This is a genomic window from Streptomyces sp. NPDC031379 (assembly GCF_055569615.1).
Genome location: NZ_JBVIIT010000013.1, coordinates 156,983 through 177,688, shown reverse-complemented (window position 1 = coordinate 177,688; position 20,706 = coordinate 156,983). Strand labels below are relative to the sequence as shown.

The following is a 20,706-nucleotide window of genomic DNA, read 5'->3' as shown; positions in this document are numbered from 1 at the left end:
GGAAACCCGAACTGAGCAGGAAAGCCGAACCGGGCAGCAATCCGGGCAGCAAGCCGGTCAGCAAACCGGGCACTAATCCGGGCAGCAAGCCGGTCGGGAAACCGGGCAGGGGCCCGGGCGGGAAGCCTGGCGGAAGACCCGCGCTGAGGGGCAGGGCGGCCCGGCTCGCACGGCTCTTCCCGGCCGGCCGCGCCAAAGCGGCCCGTACTCCGTTCGTCCTGCTCGTCGTCCTGCTCCTGGGGGGCGGCCTCATCGGGCTGCTGGTGCTGAACTCGGCGCTCAGCGAGGGCTCGTTCGAACTCGCCGACCTGCAGAAGCAGACGAAGGCCCTCACCGACCAGGAACAGGCCCTCCAGCGGGACATCGACGCCTACTCGTCCCCCGACGCCCTCCAGCGCCGCGCCCACGAGCTGGGCATGGTCCCCGGCGGCGACCCGGTCTTCCTCGGCCCCGACGGCACCGTCAAGGGCGTACCGGCCCCCGCGAGCCCCGAGCCGGCTTCCCTCACCTCCCCGGCCTCCCAGGGACCGTCGGCCGGCGGTCCCTCCGCGGCCCCCTCGGTCCCGCCGACGCGGCCCGGCGGCGCCACGCCCCCTCCCTCCGCCCCGGCCGGGACGACCGCCACCCCGGCAGGGACGGCGGCGCCGCCCTCCACCCTCCAGCCCGCCCCTACCCCGACCCCCGGCAGGTGACGGAAGTGTCCGACAGGGAACCGCCGCGCCGCCGCGTGCCCGGCCCCGCGAAGCCTCCCCGTCCGAGGGGTGCCGCCCGGCGGCAGCCCGGCCCCGGTGCCCGCCCGGCCCGCCGGCCGAGCGGTGCCCGGCCCATGCCCCCGCCGCCCCTGCGGCTCGGCAGCCCCCGCCCCCGGCTGCGCCTGGTCGGCCTCGCCCTGACCCTGGTGATGCTCGTCTTCGTCGTACGGCTGCTCCAGGTGCAGGCCGTCGAGGCGAGCGCCTACGCGGCCCGGGCGGAGCAGAACCGCTACGTGGTGCACACCCTGGCCGCCGAGCGCGGCGGGATCACCGACCGCAACGGCGTGGCCCTCGCGATCAGCGAGGACGCCTACGACATCACGGCCGACCCGACGCTCTTCACCCCCAAGCAGCTGAAGATCGCCGACGGCCCCGAGCGGGCCGCCGCACTGCTCGCGCCGATCCTCGGCCAGGACCAGGCCGTCCTGGCCAGGAAGCTCCGGCCGGAGAACCGGAACTCCCGATACGCCCGGCTCGCCAACCGGCAGACCCCACAGGTCTGGAAGCAGATCAGGGATCTCAGGAGCGCGCTCACCAAGAAGGCCGGGACGGACCGCTCCACCGTCAATGTCCTCGCCGGTGTCTTCGCCGACCCCAGCAGCCAGCGCGTGTACCCCAACCACGACCTCGCCGCCGGGATACTGGGCTGGGTCAACGCCGACGGACAGGGCGGCGGCGGCATCGAGCAGCAGCTGAACAAGCAGCTCACGGGCAAGGACGGCAAGGTCCGCTACGCCCAGGCCGGCGGCCGTCAGGTGCCGACGGCGGGGTCCACGGAGACGCCCGCCGTGCCCGGCGCCGACGTCGAACTCACCATCGATCGCGACATCCAGTGGGCCGCGCAGAACGCGATCACCGAGCAGGTGAGGAAGTCCAAGGCGGACCGCGGTTACGTCATCGTGCAGGACACCCGGACCGGCCAGGTCCTGGCCATGGCCAACTCACCCGGCTTCGACCCGAACGACCTGGCGAAGGCCGACGGCGACGCCATGGGCAACGCGGCCCTCCAGGACGCCTACGAGCCCGGCTCCACGGCGAAGGTGATGTCGATGGCGGCCGTTCTCGAGCAGAACGTGGCCACGCCCGGCACCCATGTCGTCGTGCCCAACCGGCTGCACCGCGGCGACCGGCTCTTCCAGGACGACATCGACCACGCCACCTGGTACCTGACGCTCAACGGCGTCCTGGCCAAGTCCAGCAACATCGGCACCATCCTGGCCACCGGAGAACTCGGCAAGACGCAGCCCGACGCCAACAAGGCCCTCCACTCGTATCTGCGCAAGTTCGGCATCGGCGACTACACCGGGCTCGACTTCCCCGGTGAGACCCGCGGCATCCTCGCGCCGCCGCAGAAGTGGTCCACCTCGCAGCAGTACACGATCCCTTTCGGCCAGGGCTTCTCCATCAACGCCATGCAGGCCGCCTCGGTCTACTCGACCATCGCCAACGGCGGCGTCCGGGTCGAGCCGACCCTGGTGCGCGGCACCAAGGGCGCCGACGGGCGCTTCACCCCGGCCCCGAAGCCCAAGGAGACGCGGGTCGTCAGCGAGAAGACCGCCAAGACCCTCGCCCAGATGCTGGAGTCCGTCGTGGACGACGAGCAGGGCACCGGCGTCAAGGCCCGCATTCCCGGGTACCGGGTCGCGGGCAAGACCGGTACCGCCAACCGTGTGGATCCGGCCACCGGCAGGTACCGCGGCTACACCTCGTCGTTCGCCGGCTTCGCCCCCGCCGACAACCCCCGGATCACCGTCTACTGCGCCATCCAGAACGCCACCACCGGCAGTTACTTCGGCGGCCAGATCTGCGGCCCCATCTACAAGCAGGTGATGGAGTTCGCCCTGAAGACCCTCCAGGTCCCGCCGACCGGGGCGAAGGCCGCCAACCTGCCCGTGACCTACAAGCCCTGATCAGCACCGCCCCGCACCGCGGAACGACCACCAGGACGAACTCGTGACGACGATCACCCCGGACCCCGGGAACCAAGGCGCCCCCAGCCCCTCACTTCGCCCCGGAGCGGGTGCGCCCGGTACGCTCACCGCCGTGCCACACGCTGATCAGTCCCAAACCACCCAGAAGGGCGCTTCCGTGACATATCCGGGACCGCCGCGACCGGTCCAGGTCTCCGCCACACCCCTTGCGGAACTGGCCGATCAGCTGGGTACCGCCGCTCCGGCCGGCTCCGCCGAGGTCACGGGGATCACCCACGACTCGCGCGCCGTCCGCCCCGGCGACCTGTACGCCGCCCTGCCGGGCGCCCGCCTGCACGGCGCCGACTTCGTCACCCAGGCCGCCGGCCTGGGCGCGGTCGCCGTGCTCACCGACCCGACCGGCGCCGAGCGCGCCGCCGCGACCGGACTGCCCGTCCTGGTCGTGGACGACCCGCGCGCGCGGATGGGCGAGCTGGCGGCGACGATCTACGGCCGGCCCGGCCGCGACCTGCTCCAGATCGGCATCACCGGCACCTCCGGCAAGACCACCACCGCCTACCTGGTCGAGGGCGGCCTGAAGACCGCCCGCAGCACCGGCCTCATCGGCACCGTGGAGATGCGCATCGGTGAGGAGCGCATCAAGTCCGAGCGCACCACCCCCGAGGCCACCGACCTGCAGGCCCTGTTCGCCGTCATGCGCGAGCGCGGCGTCGAGGCGGTCGCCATGGAGGTCTCCAGCCACGCCCTGGTCCTCGGCCGGGTCGACGGCTGCGTCTTCGACATCGCCGTCTTCACCAACCTCAGCCCGGAACACATGGAGTTCCACTCCGACATGGAGGACTACTTCCGGGCCAAGGCGCAGCTGTTCACGCCGGAACGCAGCAGACTCGGCGTGATCAACGCCGACGACGAGTACGGCCGCCGGCTCGCGGGGGAGGCGACCGTGCCGGTCGTCACCTTCTCCGCCGAGGGCCACCCGGACGCCGACTGGCGCGCCCAGGACGTCCAGGTCGGCCCCATGGACTCGGCGTTCACCGTCATCGGCCCGAACGGTGAGCGCGTCCACGCCAGGTCGCCGATCGCCGGCCCCTTCAACGTGGCGAACACCCTCGCCGCCATCGTCGCCCTCGCCGTGGCCGGCCTCGACCCGCAGGCCGCGGCCGACGGCATCGCCGCCGTGCCCGGCGTCCCCGGCCGCCTCGAGCGCGTCGACGCCGGGCAGCCCTACCTCGCGGTCGTCGACTACGCCCACAAGACGGACGCGGTCGAGTCGGTGCTCAAGGCGCTGCGCAAGGTCACCAAGGGACGCCTGCACGTCGTCCTCGGCTGCGGCGGCGACCGCGACCGGACCAAGCGATCCCCGATGGGCGCCGCCGCGGCCCGGCTCGCCGACACGGCCGTACTGACCTCCGACAACCCCCGCTCCGAGGACCCCCTCGCGATCCTCGCTGCCATGCTCCAGGGCGCGGCCTCCGTGCCCGCGCACGAGCGCGGCGAGGTGCTCCTCTTCGAGGACCGGGCCGCCGCGATCGCCGCCGCCGTCGGCCGCGCGCAGCCCGGCGACACCGTGCTGGTCGCGGGCAAGGGCCACGAGCAGGGCCAGGACATCGCCGGCGTGGTCCGTCCCTTCGACGACCGCCAGGTGCTTCGCGAAGCTATCCAGAAGACCCAGGGATGAACTTGTGATCGCCCTCTCCCTCGCCGAGATCGCAGCAGTCGTCGGCGGGCAGACGCACGACATACCGGATCCGTCCGTCCACGTGACGGGACCGGTCGTCCGGGACTCCCGTGAGGTGGTTCCCGGCAGCCTGTTCGCCGCCTTCGTCGGCGAGCGCGTGGACGGACACGACTACGCACCGCAGGTCGTCGAGGCCGGCGCCGTCGCCGTACTGGCGTCCCGGCCGGTCGGCGTGCCCGCGATCGTCGTCGAGGACGTCCAGACGGCCCTCGGCGCCCTCGCCCGGCACGTCGTACGCCGGCTCGGCGCGACCCTCGTCGCCCTGACCGGCTCGGCCGGCAAGACCAGCACCAAGGACCTGATCGCCCAGGTGCTCCGGCGCAAGGCGCCGACGGTCTTCACGCCCGGCTCGCTCAACAACGAGATCGGGCTGCCGCTGACCGCGCTGACCGCCACCGAGGAGACGCAGTTCCTCGTGCTGGAGATGGGCGCCCGCGGCATCGGGCACATCCGCTACCTCGCCGGCCTCACCCCGCCCCGGATCGGCCTGGTGCTCAACGTCGGCACGGCCCACATCGGCGAGTTCGGCGGGCGTGAGCAGATCGCGCAGGCCAAGGGCGAACTCGTGGAGGCCCTTCCGGAGGACGGCGCGGCGATCCTCAACGCCGACGACCCGCTGGTGCGGGCCATGGCCTCCCGTACCAAGGCGAAGGTGGTTCTTTTCGGAGAGTCGGCCGAAGCGGACGTACGCGCCGAGAACGTGCGACTCACGGACAGCGGACAGCCCGCCTTCAGGCTTCACACACCCTCCGGTGCAAGCGATGTGACCATGCGCCTGTACGGTGAGCATCACGTGTCGAACGCGCTCGCCGCGGCCGCCGTCGCCCATGAGCTGGGCATGTCCGCGGAAGAGATCGCCCTCGCGCTCTCCGAGGCGGGCACCCTCTCCCGCTGGCGGATGGAGGTCACCGAGCGCCCGGACGGCGTGACCATCGTCAACGACGCCTACAACGCCAACCCCGAGTCCGTGCGGGCCGCCCTCAGGGCGCTCGCGGCCATGGGCAAGGGGCGTCGCACGTGGGCGGTGCTCGGCAAGATGGCCGAGCTGGGGGACGAGGCGCTCGCCGAGCACGACGCCGTCGGACGGCTCGCCGTCCGGCTCAACGTCAGCAAGCTCGTCGCCGTCGGGGGGATTGAGGCCTCCTGGCTGCAACTGGGCGCATATAACGAGGGTTCGTGGGGTGAGGAGTCGGTGCACGTGTCCGACGCACAGGCGGCGATCGACCTGTTGCGCAGCGAGTTGCGCCCGGGGGACGTCGTACTCGTGAAGGCGTCCCGTTCGGTGGGGCTCGAGAGCGTTGCCCAGGCGCTCGTCGAGGCCGGTGCCGGGCGTGGGGTTGATGCCCGATGATGAAGCAGGTCCTGTTCTCGGGCGTCATCGGCCTCTTCCTGACGCTGATCGGTACCCCGCTGCTGATCAAGCTTCTCGCCCGCAAGGGCTACGGGCAGTACATCCGTGACGACGGCCCGCGCGAGCACGCCAGCAAGCGCGGTACGCCGACCATGGGTGGTATCGCCTTCATCCTGGCGACGATCGCCGCGTACTTCCTGAGCAAGCTCATCACCGGCTACGCGCCGACCTACTCGGGTCTGCTGGTCCTCGGCCTGATGTTCGGCATGGGCCTGGTCGGCTTCCTCGACGACTACATCAAGATCGTCAAGCGGCGTTCGCTGGGTCTGCGGGCCAAGGCGAAGATGGCCGGCCAGCTGATCGTCGGCATCGGCTTCGCGGTGCTCTCGCTGATGTTCTCCGACGCGCGCGGCAACACCCCGGCCTCCACCAAGCTGTCGTTCATCACGGACTTCGGCTGGTCGATCGGCCCGGTGCTGTTCGTCGTCTGGGCGCTGTTCATGATCCTCGCGATGTCGAACGGCGTGAACCTGACCGACGGCCTGGACGGCCTCGCCACCGGCGCCTCGGTCCTCGTCTTCGGCGCCTACACGTTCATCGGCGTCTGGCAGTTCCAGGAGTCCTGCGCCAACGCGCAGACCCTCACCAACCCGGGTGCCTGCTACGAGGTGCGCGACCCGCTCGACCTCGCCGTGGTCGCCTCCGCGCTGATGGGTGCCTGCCTGGGCTTCCTGTGGTGGAACACCTCGCCGGCGAAGATCTTCATGGGCGACACCGGCTCGCTCGCCCTCGGTGGTGTCCTGACCGGCCTGGCCATCCTCTCCCGCACGGAGCTGCTGGTGGCCATCATGGGCGGTCTGTTCGTCCTCATCACCATGTCGGTCGTCATCCAGGTCGGCTCCTTCCGGCTCACCGGCAAGCGCGTCTTCCGGATGGCACCACTTCAGCACCACTTCGAACTCAAGGGCTGGTCCGAGGTCCTGGTGGTGGTCCGCTTCTGGATCATCCAGGGCATCTGTGTGATCGTCGGACTGGGCCTCTTCTACGCAGGATGGGCAGCGGACAAGTGACCTCCTCGGTGCCAGCGGAATTCCAGGGCAAGCACGTCACCGTCGCCGGGCTCGGCGTCTCCGGCGTCCCGGCGGCCAAGGTGCTGCACGCGCGCGGCGCGATCGTCACGGTCGTCAACGACGGCGACGACGCACGCGCGCGTGAGCAGGCCGCGGAGCTGGAGGCGCTCGGCATCACCGTGCGCCTCGGTGACGGCGCGACCCTGCCCGAGGGCACCGAGCTGATCGTCACCGCGCCCGGCTGGAAGCCCGACAAGCCGCTGTTCCTCGCGGCCGGGAAGGCGGGCGTGCCGGTCTGGGGCGACGTCGAGCTGGCCTGGCGCCTCAGGGGGCCCGACGCGGCCCCCTGGCTGGCCGTGACGGGCACCAACGGCAAGACCACGACCGTCCAGATGCTCGCCTCCATCCTGAAGGCGGCGGGCCTGCGCACGGCCGCCGTCGGCAACATCGGCGTCTCCCTGCTGGACGCGGTCCTCGGCGAGGAGGAGTACGACGTCCTCGCGGTCGAGCTGTCCAGCTACCAGCTCCACTGGGCGCCCTCCCTGCGCGCCCACTCCGGGGCCGTGCTGAACCTCGCCCCGGACCACCTCGACTGGCACGGCTCCATGGAGGCCTACGCCGCCGACAAGGGCCGTATCTACGAGGGCAACCAGGTCGCCTGCGTCTACAACGTGGCGGACAAGCTCACCGAGGAGCTGGTGCGCGAGGCCGATGTGGAGGAGGGCTGCCGCGCCATCGGGTTCACCCTCGGCACGCCCGCCCCCTCCCAACTCGGCGTCGTCGAGGGCATCCTGGTCGACCGCGCCTTCGTGGCGGACCGGCACAAGAACGCGCAGGAGCTGGCCGAGGTCGCCGAAGTCAATCCGCCGGCCCCGCACAACATCGCCAACGCCCTCGCCGCGGCGGCCCTCGCGCGCGCCTTCGGGGTGCCCGCCACGGCCGTCCGCGACGGCCTCAGGGCCTTCCGCCCCGACGCGCACCGCATCGCGCACGTCGCCGACATCGACGGGGTCGCGTACATCGACGACTCCAAGGCGACCAACACCCACGCCGCGGAAGCCTCGTTGGCGGCATATGAACCGATCGTATGGATTGCGGGCGGTCTGGCGAAGGGCGCGACCTTCGACGAGCTGGTCGCCAAGTCGGCGAAGCGGCTTCGCGGTGCCGTCCTGATCGGTGCCGACCGTGCGCTGATCCGCGACGCCCTCGCGCGACACGCCCCGGAAGTACCCGTGGTCGACCTCGACCGGACCGACACTGGGGCGATGCTCCAGGCGGTGACGGAGGCGAAGCGGCTGGCTCAGCCCGGCGACACGGTGCTGCTGGCCCCGGCCTGTGCCTCCATGGACATGTTCACCAACTACAACCAGCGCGGTGACGCGTTCGCGGCGGCGGTCCGCGAACTCGGAGCCTGACCCCGGCCGCCTGCCGGGCGGATCTTGGGAGGGACGCGTGGGACGGTCGACGTTCAGTGGAGGCGCCGATGTCCGGTAGCCGTACCGGCCGACCGCCCGCACAGCGGGCGTCCCGCCGTCCGGCCCTGTCCCGCCCGTCGCGCGAGAACGCCGCCCGACGGTTCTTCACGCGCGCGAAAAAGGCCTGGGACCGGCCGCTGACCGCCTACTACCTGATCGTCGGCGGCAGCGCGCTGATCACCGTGCTGGGCCTGGTGATGGTCTACTCGGCCTCCCAGATCACCGCGCTGCAGCTCTCGCTGCCCGGGTCGTACTTCTTCCGCAAGCAGTTCCTCGCCGCGCTCATCGGCGGCGCACTGCTGTTCGCCGCCTCTCGCATGCCGGTGAAGCTGCACCGGGCGCTGGCCTACCCGATCCTCGCCGGCGCGGTCTTCCTGATGGTCCTGGTGCAGGTGCCCGGGATAGGGATGGCGGTCAACGGCAACCAGAACTGGATCTCCCTCGGCGGCTCCTTCCAGATCCAGCCCAGCGAGTTCGGCAAGCTCGCCCTGGTGCTGTGGGGCGCGGACCTGATGGCCCGCAAGCAGGAGAGGAAGCTGCTGACCCAGTGGAAGCACATGCTGGTGCCGCTGGTGCCGGGCGCCTTCCTGCTGCTCGGTCTGATCATGCTCGGCGGCGACATGGGCACCGCGATCATTCTCACAGCGATCCTCTTCGGCCTGCTGTGGCTCGCGGGGGCGCCGACCCGGATGTTCGCCGGCGTGCTGACGATCGCCGGCCTGATCGGTGTGGTCCTCATCAAGACCAGTCCCAACCGGATGGCCCGGCTCGCCTGCATCGGCGCCACGGAGCCCAGGTCGGGCGTCGCCGACTGCTGGCAGGCCGTGCACGGCATCTACGCTCTGGCCTCCGGCGGACTCTTCGGTTCCGGCCTGGGTGCGAGTGTGGAAAAATGGGGCCAACTCCCGGAAGCCCACACCGACTTCATCTTCGCCGTCACCGGTGAGGAACTGGGCCTGGCGGGGACGCTGTCGGTGCTCGCCCTGTTCGCGGCTCTAGGCTATGCGGGTATCCGCGTGGCCGGATGCACGGAGGACCCCTTCGTGAGGTACGCCGCGGGAGGTGTGACCACCTGGATCACCGCCCAGGCGGTGATCAACATCGGTGCGGTGCTCGGCCTGCTGCCGATCGCCGGCGTCCCCCTCCCGCTGTTCTCCTACGGAGGGTCCGCCCTGCTGCCGACCATGTTCGCCATCGGGTTGCTGATCGCCTTCGCGCGTGACGAGCCCGCTGCGCGGGCGGCGCTTGCGATGCGGCAACCTCGCTTTGGTAGAAAGCGGGCGGGAGGCTCCGGTGCCGAGCGGGGGCCTCGGAGATGGAACACGATGCGACGGCGTGCCTCAGTGGCACGCTCGTCCGGAGAGCGGTGAATTTCGGTGCATGTCGTACTCGCCGGTGGGGGGACCGCCGGCCACATCGAGCCAGCGCTCGCCCTCGCGGACGCCCTGCGCAGGCAGGACCCGACCGTGGGGATCACGGCCCTGGGCACGGAGCGCGGCCTGGAGACCCGGCTCGTCCCGGAGCGCGGCTACGAGCTGGGGCTGATCCCGGCGGTGCCGCTGCCGCGCAAGCCCACCCCCGAGCTGATCACCGTCCCGGGCCGGCTGCGCGGCACCATCAAGGCCGCCGAGCAGATCCTGGAGCGCACCAAGGCCGACTGCGTGGTCGGCTTCGGTGGCTACGTCGCGCTGCCCGGCTACCTGGCCGCCAAGCGGCTCGGCGTGCCCATCGTGATCCACGAGGCCAACGCCCGCCCCGGCCTGGCCAACAAGATCGGCTCGCGGTACGCGGCCCGGGTCGCCGTCTCCACCCCGGACAGCAAGCTGCGTGACGCCCGCTACATCGGCATCCCGCTGCGCCGCTCCATCGCCACGCTGGACCGTGCCGCCGCCCGCCCCGAGGCCCGCGCCCGCTTCGGCCTGGACCCGAACCTGCCCACGCTGCTCGTCTCCGGCGGCTCCCAGGGCGCCCGCCGCCTCAACGAGGTCGTCCAGCAGGTCGCCCCGTGGCTCCAGCAGGCCGGCATCCAGATCCTGCACGCGGTCGGCCCGAAGAACGAACTGCCGCAAGTGCATCAGATGCCGGGAATGCCCCCCTACATCCCGGTAAGTTACCTGGACCGGATGGACCTCGCGTACGCCGCGGCCGACATGATGCTCTGCCGTGCGGGCGCGATGACCGTCGCCGAACTCTCCGCCGTCGGGCTCCCGGCCGCCTATGTCCCGCTGCCCATCGGCAACGGCGAGCAGCGGCTGAACGCCCAGCCGGTGGTCAAGGCCGGCGGCGGACTGCTCGTGGACGACGCGGAACTCACGCCCGAGTGGGTGCAGCACAACGTCCTGCCCGTGCTCGGCGACCCGCACAGGCTGTACGAGATGTCCCGCGCGGCGAGCGAGTTCGGGCGCCGGGACGCCGACGAGCTGCTCGTCGGCATGGTGTACGAGGCGATCGCCTCGCGCCGATAGGACCGTATGACGAAAGGGCAGTGAGCGTGGCCGGACCGACGACCGCCGAGCGCGGTGAACGCCAGCAGGAGTCGTCCGGCCCGCCGCTCGTCCGCAGGCTCAAAAACCCACGCCTTCGTACGATCATCATCCTGGCCGTGGTCGTCGTGCTCCTCGGGGCCGGTGGCACTTGGGTGTTGTACGGCTCCGCCTGGCTGCGTCTGGAGCGCGTCTCGGTGTCGGGCACGCTCGTGCTCACCCCCGCGCAGGTGCGCGAGGCGGCGGACGCACCCGTCGGGGCGCCGATGATTTCCGTCGACACGGATGCCATCGAAGCCCGACTCCGCCGGAAATTGCCCCGAATTGACACCGTTGAGGTGGTCCGTTCCTGGCCCCGCGGAATCGGCCTGAAAGTGATCGAGCGCACTCCGGTTCTGCTTGTCCGAAAGGGCGGGGGCTTCGTCGAAGTCGACGACGACGGTGTCCGTTTCGCCACGGTTTCGCGGGCGCTGAAAGGCGTTCCGATGCTGGAATTGTCCGTCTCTCGCACAGGTTCGGGCGCTGCCGGATTCCGGCGCTTCGGCACCGACCGGCTGGTGCGGGCGGCCGTCCAGGTCGCCGGCGCCCTGCCGGACACCGTGGCGCGGGAGACCCGGACCGTCCAAGTCCGCTCCTACGACGACATCTCGCTGGAGTTGGGCGGCGGCCGCACGGTCGCATGGGGCAGTGGCGAGAACGGCCGCGCCAAGGCGCGGACCCTCACGGCTCTCATGAAAGCAGCTCCCGGCGCGCGGCACTTCGATGTCAGCGTCGCCACCGCCCCTGCGTCATCGGGGAGTTGACGCACATCAGCGCAGGCCAGCACCCTGGTTGGGCACTGCTACGGCTGATCACATAGGGTGAAAAGAAAAACGGGAGGTTCGGCGTGTTCGTTGAACGGGCGCCGCTTGTCGACTTAGTGTCCTGTTCAGAAGACTCCAGGAAACAGACACACTGGTAACCCTAAACTTCAGGGTTAGGGTTCGGGTCGGCGTTACGGACCGTCCCATTCGGCATCTGCCGTCCCGGCGCGGGGCACCGCGTGGCGACGGCAACGTAATTCGAGGCGAGAGGCCTTCGACGTGGCAGCACCGCAGAACTACCTCGCAGTCATCAAGGTCATCGGTGTCGGCGGCGGTGGTGTCAATGCCATCAACCGGATGATCGAGGTCGGTCTCAAGGGCGTCGAGTTCATCGCCATCAACACCGACGCACAGGCGCTGTTGATGAGCGACGCGGACGTCAAGCTCGACGTCGGCCGCGAACTCACCCGCGGACTCGGCGCCGGAGCCAACCCGGCCGTCGGCCGCAAGGCCGCCGAGGACCACCGCGAGGAGATCGAGGAGGTCCTCAAGGGGGCCGACATGGTCTTCGTGACGGCCGGTGAAGGCGGCGGCACCGGCACCGGCGGCGCGCCCGTCGTCGCCAACATCGCGCGCTCGCTGGGCGCCCTCACCATCGGCGTGGTCACGCGTCCGTTCACCTTCGAGGGACGGCGCCGCGCCAACCAGGCCGAGGACGGCATCGCCGAACTGCGCGAAGAGGTCGACACCCTCATCGTGATCCCCAACGACCGGCTGCTGTCCATCTCGGACCGCCAGGTCTCGGTCCTGGACGCCTTCAAGTCCGCCGACCAGGTCCTGCTCTCCGGTGTCCAGGGCATCACCGACCTCATCACCACCCCCGGCCTGATCAACCTCGACTTCGCCGACGTCAAGTCGGTCATGTCCGAGGCCGGTTCGGCCCTGATGGGCATCGGCTCGGCCCGCGGCGACGACCGCGCGGTGGCCGCCGCCGAGATGGCGATCTCCTCGCCGCTGCTGGAGGCGTCCATCGACGGCGCCCGGGGCGTCCTGCTCTCCATCTCCGGCGGCTCCGACCTCGGCCTGTTCGAGATCAACGAGGCGGCCCAGCTGGTCAGCGAGGCCGCCCACCCCGAGGCCAACATCATCTTCGGCGCGGTCATCGACGACGCCCTCGGCGACGAGGTCCGCGTCACCGTGATCGCGGCCGGCTTCGACGGCGGCCAGCCGCCGGCCCGCCGGGACAACGTCCTCGGCTCCGCCTCCACGTCGGCCCCGAGCCGCCGTGAGGAGCCCGCCCCCGCGCGGCCGGCCGAGCCCAGCCGCCCGTCCTTCGGCTCGCTCGGCAGCGTGAAGCCGAAGGAGGAGCCGGAGCCGGCGCCCGAGCCGGTGGCCGAGATCCCCGTCACCCCGCCGGCCACGCCGGCCCCCCGCAGCTACTCGGACAGCGCGGCGGAGGAACTGGACGTCCCGGACTTCCTCAAGTGATAGGACAGCGCGAGAGCGTGAGCGGCGCGCACTTCGCCTTCACCGACCGGTGGGGCGGGGTGAGCGCCGCTCCGTATGAGGAGCTGAACCTCGGCGGAGCGGTCGGCGACGCGCCCGCGGCGGTACGGGGCAACCGGGAGCTGGCGGCGCAGTCGCTGGGCCTGGACGCCGGCCGGGTCGTCTGGATGAACCAGGTGCACGGCGCCGACGTGGCCGTGGTCGACGAGCCGTGGGGCGAGCGTCCGGTACCGGAGGTCGACGCGATCGTCACCACCCGTCGCGGACTGGCCCTCGCCGTCCTCACCGCCGATTGTGTGCCGGTCCTGCTGGCCGACCCGGTCGCCGGGATCGCCGCGGCGGCTCACGCGGGCCGGCCCGGCATGGTCGAGGGGATCGTCCCCGCCGCCGTACGGGCCATGATCGAACTCGGCGCCGCACCGGAGCGGATCGTCGCCCGCACGGGTCCGGCCGTATGCGGCCGGTGCTACGAGGTGCCGGAGCGGATGCGCGCCGAAGTCGCCGCCGTCGAGCCGGCGGCGCACGCCGTGACCAGTTGGGGCACACCGGCGGTCGACGTGAGCGCCGGCGTGCACGCGCAGCTCGACCGGCTCGGGGTGTGCGACCGGGCGCAGTCGCCGGTGTGCACGCTGGAGTCGAAGGACCACTTCTCTTACCGTCGCGACCGCGCCACCGGGCGGCTCGCGGGCTATGTCTGGCTGGACTGATGGGGCATGACGGACCGTAGAACCGAACTCGCCGCAAACCTGGCGAAGGTGGAGGAGCGCATCACCGCCGCGTGTGCGGCGGCCGGGCGCCGGCGGGAGGAGGTGACCCTGATCGTGGTCACCAAGACCTACCCGGCGAGCGATGTGCGGATCCTGTCGGAACTCGGTGTGCGTCATGTCGCCGAGAACCGGGACCAGGACGCGGCACCGAAGGCGGCCGCCTGTGCGGATCTGCCCCTGAAGTGGCACTTTGTCGGTCAGTTGCAGACCAACAAGGTTCGTTCCGTGGTCGGTTACGCCGATGTCGTGCAGTCCGTCGACCGGTCCCGGCTCATCACGACCCTGTCGAAGGAAGCCGTACGGGCCGGGCGCGAGGTGGGCTGCCTCGTCCAGGTCGCGCTCGACGCGGACGCGAGCGGCCGGGGTGAGCGCGGCGGCGTGGCCCCGGACGGAATCGAAGAGTTGGCCGCCCTCGTCGCCGAGGCGCCCGGACTGCGGCTCGACGGTCTGATGACCGTCGCTCCGCTCACCGGGGAGTACGCGGGGCGCGAACAGGCGGCGTTCGGGCGGCTCATGGATTTGTCGACCGACCTGCGCCGAATCCATCCGGCTGCAACCATGGTGTCGGCAGGGATGAGTGCGGACCTCGAACAGGCCGTGGCGGCCGGGGCGACACATGTGCGCGTCGGCACCGCGGTACTCGGAGTCCGCCCCAGGCTCGGGTAACGTCGCCAGGAAGTCGGACCACAGCAGAAAATATGGTCAGTGCCCATGAAGACGGGCACAACGACCACGTGGATCGCGGGCACTTGGCAGTAGTCAGTCGATCCACCACAGAGCGGAGGACTCAGAGCATGGCCGGCGCGATGCGCAAGATGGCGGTCTACCTCGGCCTCGTGGAGGACGATGGGTACGACGGCCGCGGATTCGACCCCGACGACGACTTCGAGCCCGAGCTGGACCCGGAGCCCGAGCGGGACCACCGACGGCACGAGCCGTCACACCAGTCGCATGGTGCACACCAGTCCCAAAGGGACGAAGAGGTGCGAATCGTGCAACCGCCCGCGCCGCGCGAACCGGTGTCCCGTTCGACTTCGCTCGCCGCGGAATCGGGACGTCCGGCGCGGATCGCGCCCGTGGCATCCATCACACAAGAACGCCAGTCCCTGGAGAAGAACGCACCGGTGATCATGCCCAAGGTCGTATCGGAACGAGAGCCGTACCGGATCACCACGCTTCACCCGCGGACCTACAACGAGGCCCGTACCATCGGGGAACACTTCCGTGAAGGCACCCCGGTGATCATGAATCTGACTGAGATGGATGACACAGACGCAAAGCGACTTGTCGACTTTGCGGCCGGTTTGGTGTTTGGTCTTCACGGCAGCATCGAGCGGGTGACGCAGAAGGTGTTTCTGTTGTCTCCTGCTAACGTCGATGTCACGGCGGAGGACAAGGCCCGCATCGCAGAGGGCGGGTTCTTCAACCAGAGCTGAGACGCAGAACCAGATCGAAGTACGGAAGAGCACGGAACAGGGGAGAGGGAAGCGCAGGCCATGAGCGTGTTCGCACTGGTGGTCCACACCGCGCTACTGGTGTTCCTCGTCGTGCTCATCTTCCGGCTGGTCATGGACTACGTCTTCCAGTTCGCCCGCTCGTGGCAACCCGGCAAGGCGATGGTGGTCGTACTGGAGGCCACCTACACTGTCACCGATCCACCGCTGAAGCTTCTGCGGCGGTTCATTCCGCCGCTGCGTCTCGGGGGCGTGGCGCTCGACCTGTCCTTCTTCGTACTGATGATCATTGTCTACATCCTCATCTCCCTCACGAGCCTCGCGAGATGAATGTGGACGATACGGTCTTGCCGACTGCCGATGACTACGTTGAGGTGAAGAGATGCCGTTGACCCCCGAGGACGTGCGGAACAAGCAGTTCACGACCGTCCGCCTCCGAGAAGGCTATGACGAGGACGAGGTCGATGCCTTCCTCGACGAGGTCGAAGCCGAACTGACCCGTCTGCTCCGCGAGAACGAGGACCTGCGCGCCAAACTGGCCGCGGCCACGCGCGCTGCTGCCCAGAACCAGCAGAACATGCGCAAGCCTCCGGAGCAGGACCAGCAGCAGGGCATGCGAGGTCCCGGCGCGCCGGTGCCCGCCGGCATATCGGGCCCGCCGCAGCAGCAGATGGGTGGCCCCATGGGTGGCCCGCCCCAGCTGCCGAGCGGTGCCCCGCAGCTGCCCGCCGGTCCCGGCGGTGGTCAGGGTGGTCCGCAGGGTCCCGGTCCGATGGGCCAGGGGTCGATGGGCCAGGGCCCGATGGGTCAGGGTCCGATGGGCCAGGGTCCCATGGGTCAGGGTCCGATGGGCGGTCAGCCCCCCATGCAGCAGCAGATGGGTGGCCCGATGGGCGGCCCCATGGGCGGTCCGATGGGCGGCCCCGGTCAGGGCCCCGGTGGCGACAGCGCCGCCCGTGTCCTCTCGCTGGCCCAGCAGACCGCCGACCAGGCGATCGCCGAGGCCCGCTCCGAGGCCAACAAGATCGTCGGCGAGGCCCGCAGCCGCGCCGAGGGTCTGGAGCGTGACGCCCGGGCCAAGGCCGACGCCCTGGAGCGGGACGCGCAGGAGAAGCACCGCGTCGCGATGGGCTCCCTGGAGTCCGCCCGCGCCACGCTGGAGCGCAAGGTCGAGGACCTGCGCGGCTTCGAGCGCGAGTACCGCACGCGTCTGAAGTCGTACCTCGAGTCCCAGCTGCGTCAGCTGGAGACCCAGGCCGACGACTCGCTGGCCCCGCCGCGCACCCCGGCCACCGCGTCCCTGCCGCCGTCCCCGGCGCCCTCCATGGCTCCGGCCGGCGCGAGCGCCCCGTCCTACGGCGGCAACCAGACGATGGGCGGCTCGCCCGGTCCGTCCGGCCCGTCCTACGGCGGCCAGCAGCAGATGACCCCGGCCATGACCCAGCCCATGGCCCCGGTCCGTCCGCAGGGTCCGTCGCCGATGGGCCAGGCTCCCTCGCCGATGCGCGGGTTCCTGATCGACGAGGACGACAACTGAGCACCGGGCACGGTGAGTAGTACGCCATAGGCGTCGGCAGCGTTCAGGGCGCGGCCCCGGATTCCGATCCGGGGCCGCGCCCTTTTTACGCGGGTTGCGCAAGGTGCCTCAGAGGCGCGCGGCCGCGTCGGCATGCGGCTCCGCCGCGCGGGCGCACCGTGACCGGACCGACCGGACCCATGACGAAGGGCCCGGCCTCCGCACCGGAGGCCGGGCCCTTCGTCGAACAGCCGGCGCCTACACCTTCCGCAGCCGGAACGTGAGCGACAGCCCCTCGTCGGTGAACGGCTCACCGAAGCCGTCCCCGCCCTCGCCCTGCTGGAAGTCGGTCGACAACACCTCGTCGGCGATCAGTTCGGCATGCTCGGTCAGCGCGGCGACCACCGCAGGGTCGGTCGATGCCCAGCGCAGCGCGATCCGGTCGGCCACGTCCAGACCGCTGTTCTTGCGGGCCTCCTGGATCAGCCGGATCGCGTCACGGGCCAGACCGGCCTGCCGCAGCTCCTCGGTGATCTCCAGGTCCAGCGCGACCGTGGCCCCGGAGTCGGAGGCCACCGACCAGCCCTCGCGCGGGGTCTCCGTGATGATCACCTCGTCCGGGGCGAGGGTGATCGTCTCCCCGTCGACCTCCACCGACGCCGTGCCCTCGCGCAGGCCCAGCGACAGCGCGGCCGCGTCGGCCGCGGCGACCGCCTTCGCCACGTCCTGCACCCGCTTGCCGAACCGCTTGCCCAGGGCGCGGAAGTTGGCCTTGGCGGTCGTGTCGACCAGCGAGCCGCCGACCTCGGACAGCGACGCCAGCGAGGAGACGTTCAGCTCCTCGGTGATCTGGACGTGCAGCTCGGGGTCCAGGGCCTCGAAGCCGGTGGCGGCGATGAGGGCCCGGGACAGCGGCTGACGCGTCTTGACGCCCGACTCCGCGCGCGTGGCACGGCCCAGCTCCACCAGCCGGCGGACCAGGACCATCTGCTTCGACAGCTCCGGGTCGATCGCGGCGAGGTCCGCCTCCGGCCACGAGGCCAGGTGGACCGACTCCGCGGCGCCCGGGGTCACCGGCACGACGAGGTCCTGCCACACCTGCTCGGCGATGAACGGGGTGATCGGGGCCATCAGCTTCGTGACCGTCTCCAGCACCTCGTGCAGGGTGCGCAGCGCGGCCTTGTCGCCCTGCCAGAAGCGGCGGCGCGAGCGGCGGACGTACCAGTTCGACAGGTCGTCGACGAACGCGGACAGCAGCTTGCCGGCGCGCTGGGTGTCGTACGCCTCCAGTGCCTGGGTCACCTGGTCGGTGAGCGCGTGCAGCTCCGACAGCAGCCAGCGGTCCAGCAGGGGGCGCTCGGCGGGGGCCGGATCCGCCTCGCTGGGCGCCCAGTTCGCCGTGCGGGCGTACAGCGCCTGGAAGGCGACCGTGTTCCAGTACGTCAGCAGCGTCTTGCGGACGACCTCCTGGATGGTGCCGTGGCCGACCCGGCGGGCCGCCCACGGGGAACCGCCGGCCGCCATGAACCAGCGCACCGCGTCCGCGCCGTGCCGGTCCATGAGCGGGATCGGGTCCAGGGTGTTGCCCAGGTGCTTGGACATCTTGCGGCCGTCCTCGGCGAGGATGTGGCCCAGGCAGACGACGTTCTCGTACGACGACTTGTCGAAGACGAGGGTGCCGACGGCCATCAGCGTGTAGAACCAGCCGCGGGTCTGGTCGATGGCCTCGGAGATGAACTGCGCCGGGTACCGGCTCTCGAACAGCTCCTTGTTCTTGTGCGGGTAGCCCCACTGCGCGAACGGCATCGAACCCGAGTCGTACCAGGCGTCGATCACCTCCGGCACGCGCGTGGCCGTCTTGCCGCAGCCGTCGTGGCGGCAGGCGAAGGTGACCGCGTCGATGTACGGGCGGTGCGGGTCGAGGCCGGACTGGTCGGTGCCGGTCAGCTCGGTCAGCTCCGCGCGGGAGCCGACACAGGTGAGGTGGTCGTCCTCGCAGCGCCAGATCGGCAGCGGGGTGCCCCAGTAGCGGTTGCGGGACAGCGCCCAGTCGATGTTGTTGTTCAGCCAGTCGCCGAAGCGGCCGTGCTTGACCGTCTCCGGGAACCAGTTGGTCTTCTCGTTCTCCTGGATCAGGCGGTCCTTGACCGCCGTCGTGCGGATGTACCAGGAGGGCTGCGCGTAGTAGAGGAGCGCGGTGTGACAGCGCCAGCAGTGCGGGTAGCTGTGCTCGTACGGCAGGTGCCTGAAGAGGAGGCCGCGCTGCTGGAGGTCCTCGGTGAGCTTCTCGTCGGCCTTCTTGAAGAAGACGCCGCCGACGAGCGGGACGTCCGCCTCGAAGGTGCCGTCCGGGCGGACCGGGTTGATCACGGGCAGGCCGTAGGCGCGGCAGACCTTGAGGTCGTCCTCACCGAAGGCGGGGGACTGGTGGACCAGACCCGTACCGTCCTCGGTGGTCACGTAGTCGGCGTTCACCACGAAGTGGGCCGGCGCCGGGAACTCCACCAGCTCGAACGGACGCTGGTACGTCCAGCGCTCCATCTCGGCGCCGGTGAAGGTCTGGCCGGTGGTCTCCCAGCCCTCGCCGAGCGCCTTGGCGACGAGCGGCTCGGCGACCACGAGCTTCTCCTCGCCGTCGGTCGCGACGACGTAGGTGACCTCCGGGTGCGCGGCGACCGCCGTGTTGGACACCAGGGTCCAGGGGGTCGTCGTCCACACCAGGAGCGCGGCCTCGCCGGCGAGCGGGCCGGAGGTGAGCGGGAAACGGACGTACACGGACGGGTCGACGACCGTCTCGTAGCCCTGCGCCAGCTCGTGGTCGGACAGGCCGGTGCCGCAGCGCGGGCACCAGGGGGCGACACGGTGGTCCTGGACCAGCAGGTCCTTGGTGAAGATCTCCTTCAGCGACCACCAGACCGACTCCACGTACTCGGGGTCCATGGTCCGGTAGGCGTCGTCCAGGTCGACCCAGTAGCCCATGCGGGTCGTCAGCTCGGCGAAGGCGTCCGTGTGCCGGGTCACCGACTCGCGGCACTTGGCGTTGAACTCGGCGATGCCGTACGCCTCGATGTCCTGCTTGCCGGAGAAGCCCAGCTCCTTCTCGACCGCCAGCTCGACGGGCAGGCCGTGGCAGTCCCAGCCCGCCTTGCGGGCCACGTGGTAGCCGCGCATGGTGCGGAAGCGGGGGAAGACGTCCTTGAAGACGCGCGCCTCGATGTGGTGGGCGCCGGGCATGCCGTTGGCGGTGGGCGGGCCCTCGTAGAACACCCACTCCGGGCGGCCCTCGGACTGCTCCAGGCTCTTGGTGAAGATCTTCTGGTCGCGCCAGAAGTCGAGCACGGCGTGCTCAAGTGCGGGCAGGTCGACCTGTGCGGGCACCTGGCGGTACGTCGGCGCTGTCATCTGCGAGCATCCTCCAACGGACTTGCTGCCTTCCGTCGGAGGGACGAGAGCCTTCGTTCCTGTCTACGCCGTGTGCGGCGCGCTCCCGCGGTACCACCCTCCTTGGCCCTCCGTCGCGCCGTACACGCCGGTGGGCCCCCTCATTGGGGTCGCGAAGCCGGTTCTACTCGCGCCGGCCTCTCGGCGGCGGTTTTCTTCCGGCGGCTCCGGGGTGATCTTCACGTCGCGCTCGCCCCCGGGCTCACACCGTCCCCGGGTCGCTCTGGGCTGCGTACGTCGCTACTCGTCCCCATCCACGCTTTTCGCTCCGCCCAGTGTACGGCGCCGCGCGGACAGCGGCCGACCGGTTTTCCCTGCCGTGCGGGCGGCGGCCGCGGGACCGGCCGGGATGACCCGAATGGCGAGGGTGGGGGCGCCCGCGTGCGGGCGCGCCCGGCTCGGCGGATTACCCGGCGGGG

Annotated in this window: 16 protein-coding genes; 15 read left to right on the top strand and 1 reads right to left on the bottom strand. The window is 70.8% G+C overall.

What is annotated here, in order from left to right:
- The first annotated feature begins 143 nt into the window (after positions 1 to 143).
- The 15 genes from ftsL to ACZ5CW_RS20495 all read left to right on the top strand — a co-directional run bounded on the left by ftsL (position 144) and on the right by ACZ5CW_RS20495 (position 16,867).
- Positions 144 to 692, top strand: a complete 549-nt coding sequence (gene ftsL, locus ACZ5CW_RS20565) for a cell division protein FtsL (RefSeq protein WP_468603409.1) — start codon at positions 144 to 146, stop codon at positions 690 to 692.
- Between the two features lie 5 nt (positions 693 to 697).
- On the top strand, positions 698 to 2,662 hold the full coding sequence (locus ACZ5CW_RS20560) for a peptidoglycan D,D-transpeptidase FtsI family protein (RefSeq protein WP_468603273.1): 1,965 nt from the start codon (positions 698 to 700) through the stop codon (positions 2,660 to 2,662).
- A 43-nt stretch (positions 2,663 to 2,705) separates the two neighbouring features.
- Positions 2,706 to 4,361 (top strand): UDP-N-acetylmuramoyl-L-alanyl-D-glutamate--2,6-diaminopimelate ligase, encoded by a 1,656-nt coding sequence (locus ACZ5CW_RS20555; RefSeq protein ID WP_468603271.1) that lies wholly within the window; start codon positions 2,706 to 2,708, stop codon positions 4,359 to 4,361.
- A 4-nt stretch (positions 4,362 to 4,365) separates the two neighbouring features.
- Positions 4,366 to 5,772, top strand: a complete 1,407-nt coding sequence (locus ACZ5CW_RS20550; RefSeq protein ID WP_468603269.1) for a UDP-N-acetylmuramoyl-tripeptide--D-alanyl-D-alanine ligase — start codon at positions 4,366 to 4,368, stop codon at positions 5,770 to 5,772.
- Positions 5,772 to 6,842 carry a phospho-N-acetylmuramoyl-pentapeptide-transferase gene (gene mraY / locus ACZ5CW_RS20545; protein WP_468603407.1) on the top strand — a complete coding sequence of 357 codons (1,071 nt, stop codon included), beginning with the start codon at positions 5,772 to 5,774 and terminating at the stop codon, positions 6,840 to 6,842. Before ACZ5CW_RS20550 ends, mraY begins: the two co-directional genes overlap by 1 nt.
- The gene (gene murD / locus ACZ5CW_RS20540; protein WP_468603267.1) at positions 6,824 to 8,257 is read left to right on the top strand and encodes a UDP-N-acetylmuramoyl-L-alanine--D-glutamate ligase; all 1,434 of its coding nucleotides are present in this window, start codon (positions 6,824 to 6,826) and stop codon (positions 8,255 to 8,257) included. Before mraY ends, murD begins: the two co-directional genes overlap by 19 nt.
- A gap of 68 nt (positions 8,258 to 8,325) precedes the next feature.
- On the top strand, positions 8,326 to 9,687 hold the full coding sequence (gene ftsW / locus ACZ5CW_RS20535) for a putative lipid II flippase FtsW (RefSeq protein ID WP_468603265.1): 1,362 nt from the start codon (positions 8,326 to 8,328) through the stop codon (positions 9,685 to 9,687).
- 6 nt (positions 9,688 to 9,693) lie between these two features.
- On the top strand, positions 9,694 to 10,782 hold the full coding sequence (murG, locus tag ACZ5CW_RS20530) for an undecaprenyldiphospho-muramoylpentapeptide beta-N-acetylglucosaminyltransferase (RefSeq protein ID WP_468603263.1): 1,089 nt from the start codon (positions 9,694 to 9,696) through the stop codon (positions 10,780 to 10,782).
- 26 nt (positions 10,783 to 10,808) lie between these two features.
- The gene (locus ACZ5CW_RS20525) at positions 10,809 to 11,603 is read left to right on the top strand and encodes a cell division protein FtsQ/DivIB (RefSeq protein ID WP_468603261.1); all 795 of its coding nucleotides are present in this window, start codon (positions 10,809 to 10,811) and stop codon (positions 11,601 to 11,603) included.
- Positions 11,604 to 11,882: 279 nt separating this feature from the next.
- Complete coding sequence (ftsZ, locus tag ACZ5CW_RS20520) at positions 11,883 to 13,091, top strand: cell division protein FtsZ (protein ID WP_468603259.1); 1,209 nt, start codon at positions 11,883 to 11,885, stop codon at positions 13,089 to 13,091.
- A complete protein-coding gene (pgeF, locus tag ACZ5CW_RS20515) occupies positions 13,088 to 13,816 on the top strand; it encodes a peptidoglycan editing factor PgeF (protein WP_468603257.1) in 729 nt (242 codons plus the stop codon). Before ftsZ ends, pgeF begins: the two co-directional genes overlap by 4 nt.
- 6 nt (positions 13,817 to 13,822) lie before the next feature.
- Positions 13,823 to 14,542: a YggS family pyridoxal phosphate-dependent enzyme gene (locus ACZ5CW_RS20510; protein ID WP_468603255.1), complete on the top strand. Its 720-nt coding sequence runs from the start codon at positions 13,823 to 13,825 to the stop codon at positions 14,540 to 14,542.
- 128 nt (positions 14,543 to 14,670) lie between these two features.
- On the top strand, positions 14,671 to 15,312 hold the full coding sequence (locus tag ACZ5CW_RS20505) for a cell division protein SepF (RefSeq protein ID WP_468603253.1): 642 nt from the start codon (positions 14,671 to 14,673) through the stop codon (positions 15,310 to 15,312).
- 60 nt (positions 15,313 to 15,372) lie between these two features.
- Positions 15,373 to 15,660 (top strand): YggT family protein, encoded by a 288-nt coding sequence (locus tag ACZ5CW_RS20500; protein ID WP_353600731.1) that lies wholly within the window; start codon positions 15,373 to 15,375, stop codon positions 15,658 to 15,660.
- A 52-nt stretch (positions 15,661 to 15,712) separates the two neighbouring features.
- A complete protein-coding gene (locus ACZ5CW_RS20495) occupies positions 15,713 to 16,867 on the top strand; it encodes a DivIVA domain-containing protein (RefSeq protein ID WP_468603251.1) in 1,155 nt (384 codons plus the stop codon).
- Positions 16,868 to 17,104: 237 nt separating this feature from the next.
- Here the strand turns inward: ACZ5CW_RS20495 and ileS are convergent, their stop codons facing one another.
- Positions 17,105 to 20,248, bottom strand: coding sequence for an isoleucine--tRNA ligase (ileS, locus tag ACZ5CW_RS20490; protein ID WP_468603249.1), 3,144 nt, complete (start codon positions 20,246 to 20,248; stop codon positions 17,105 to 17,107).
- Positions 20,249 to 20,706: the final 458 nt, after the last annotated feature.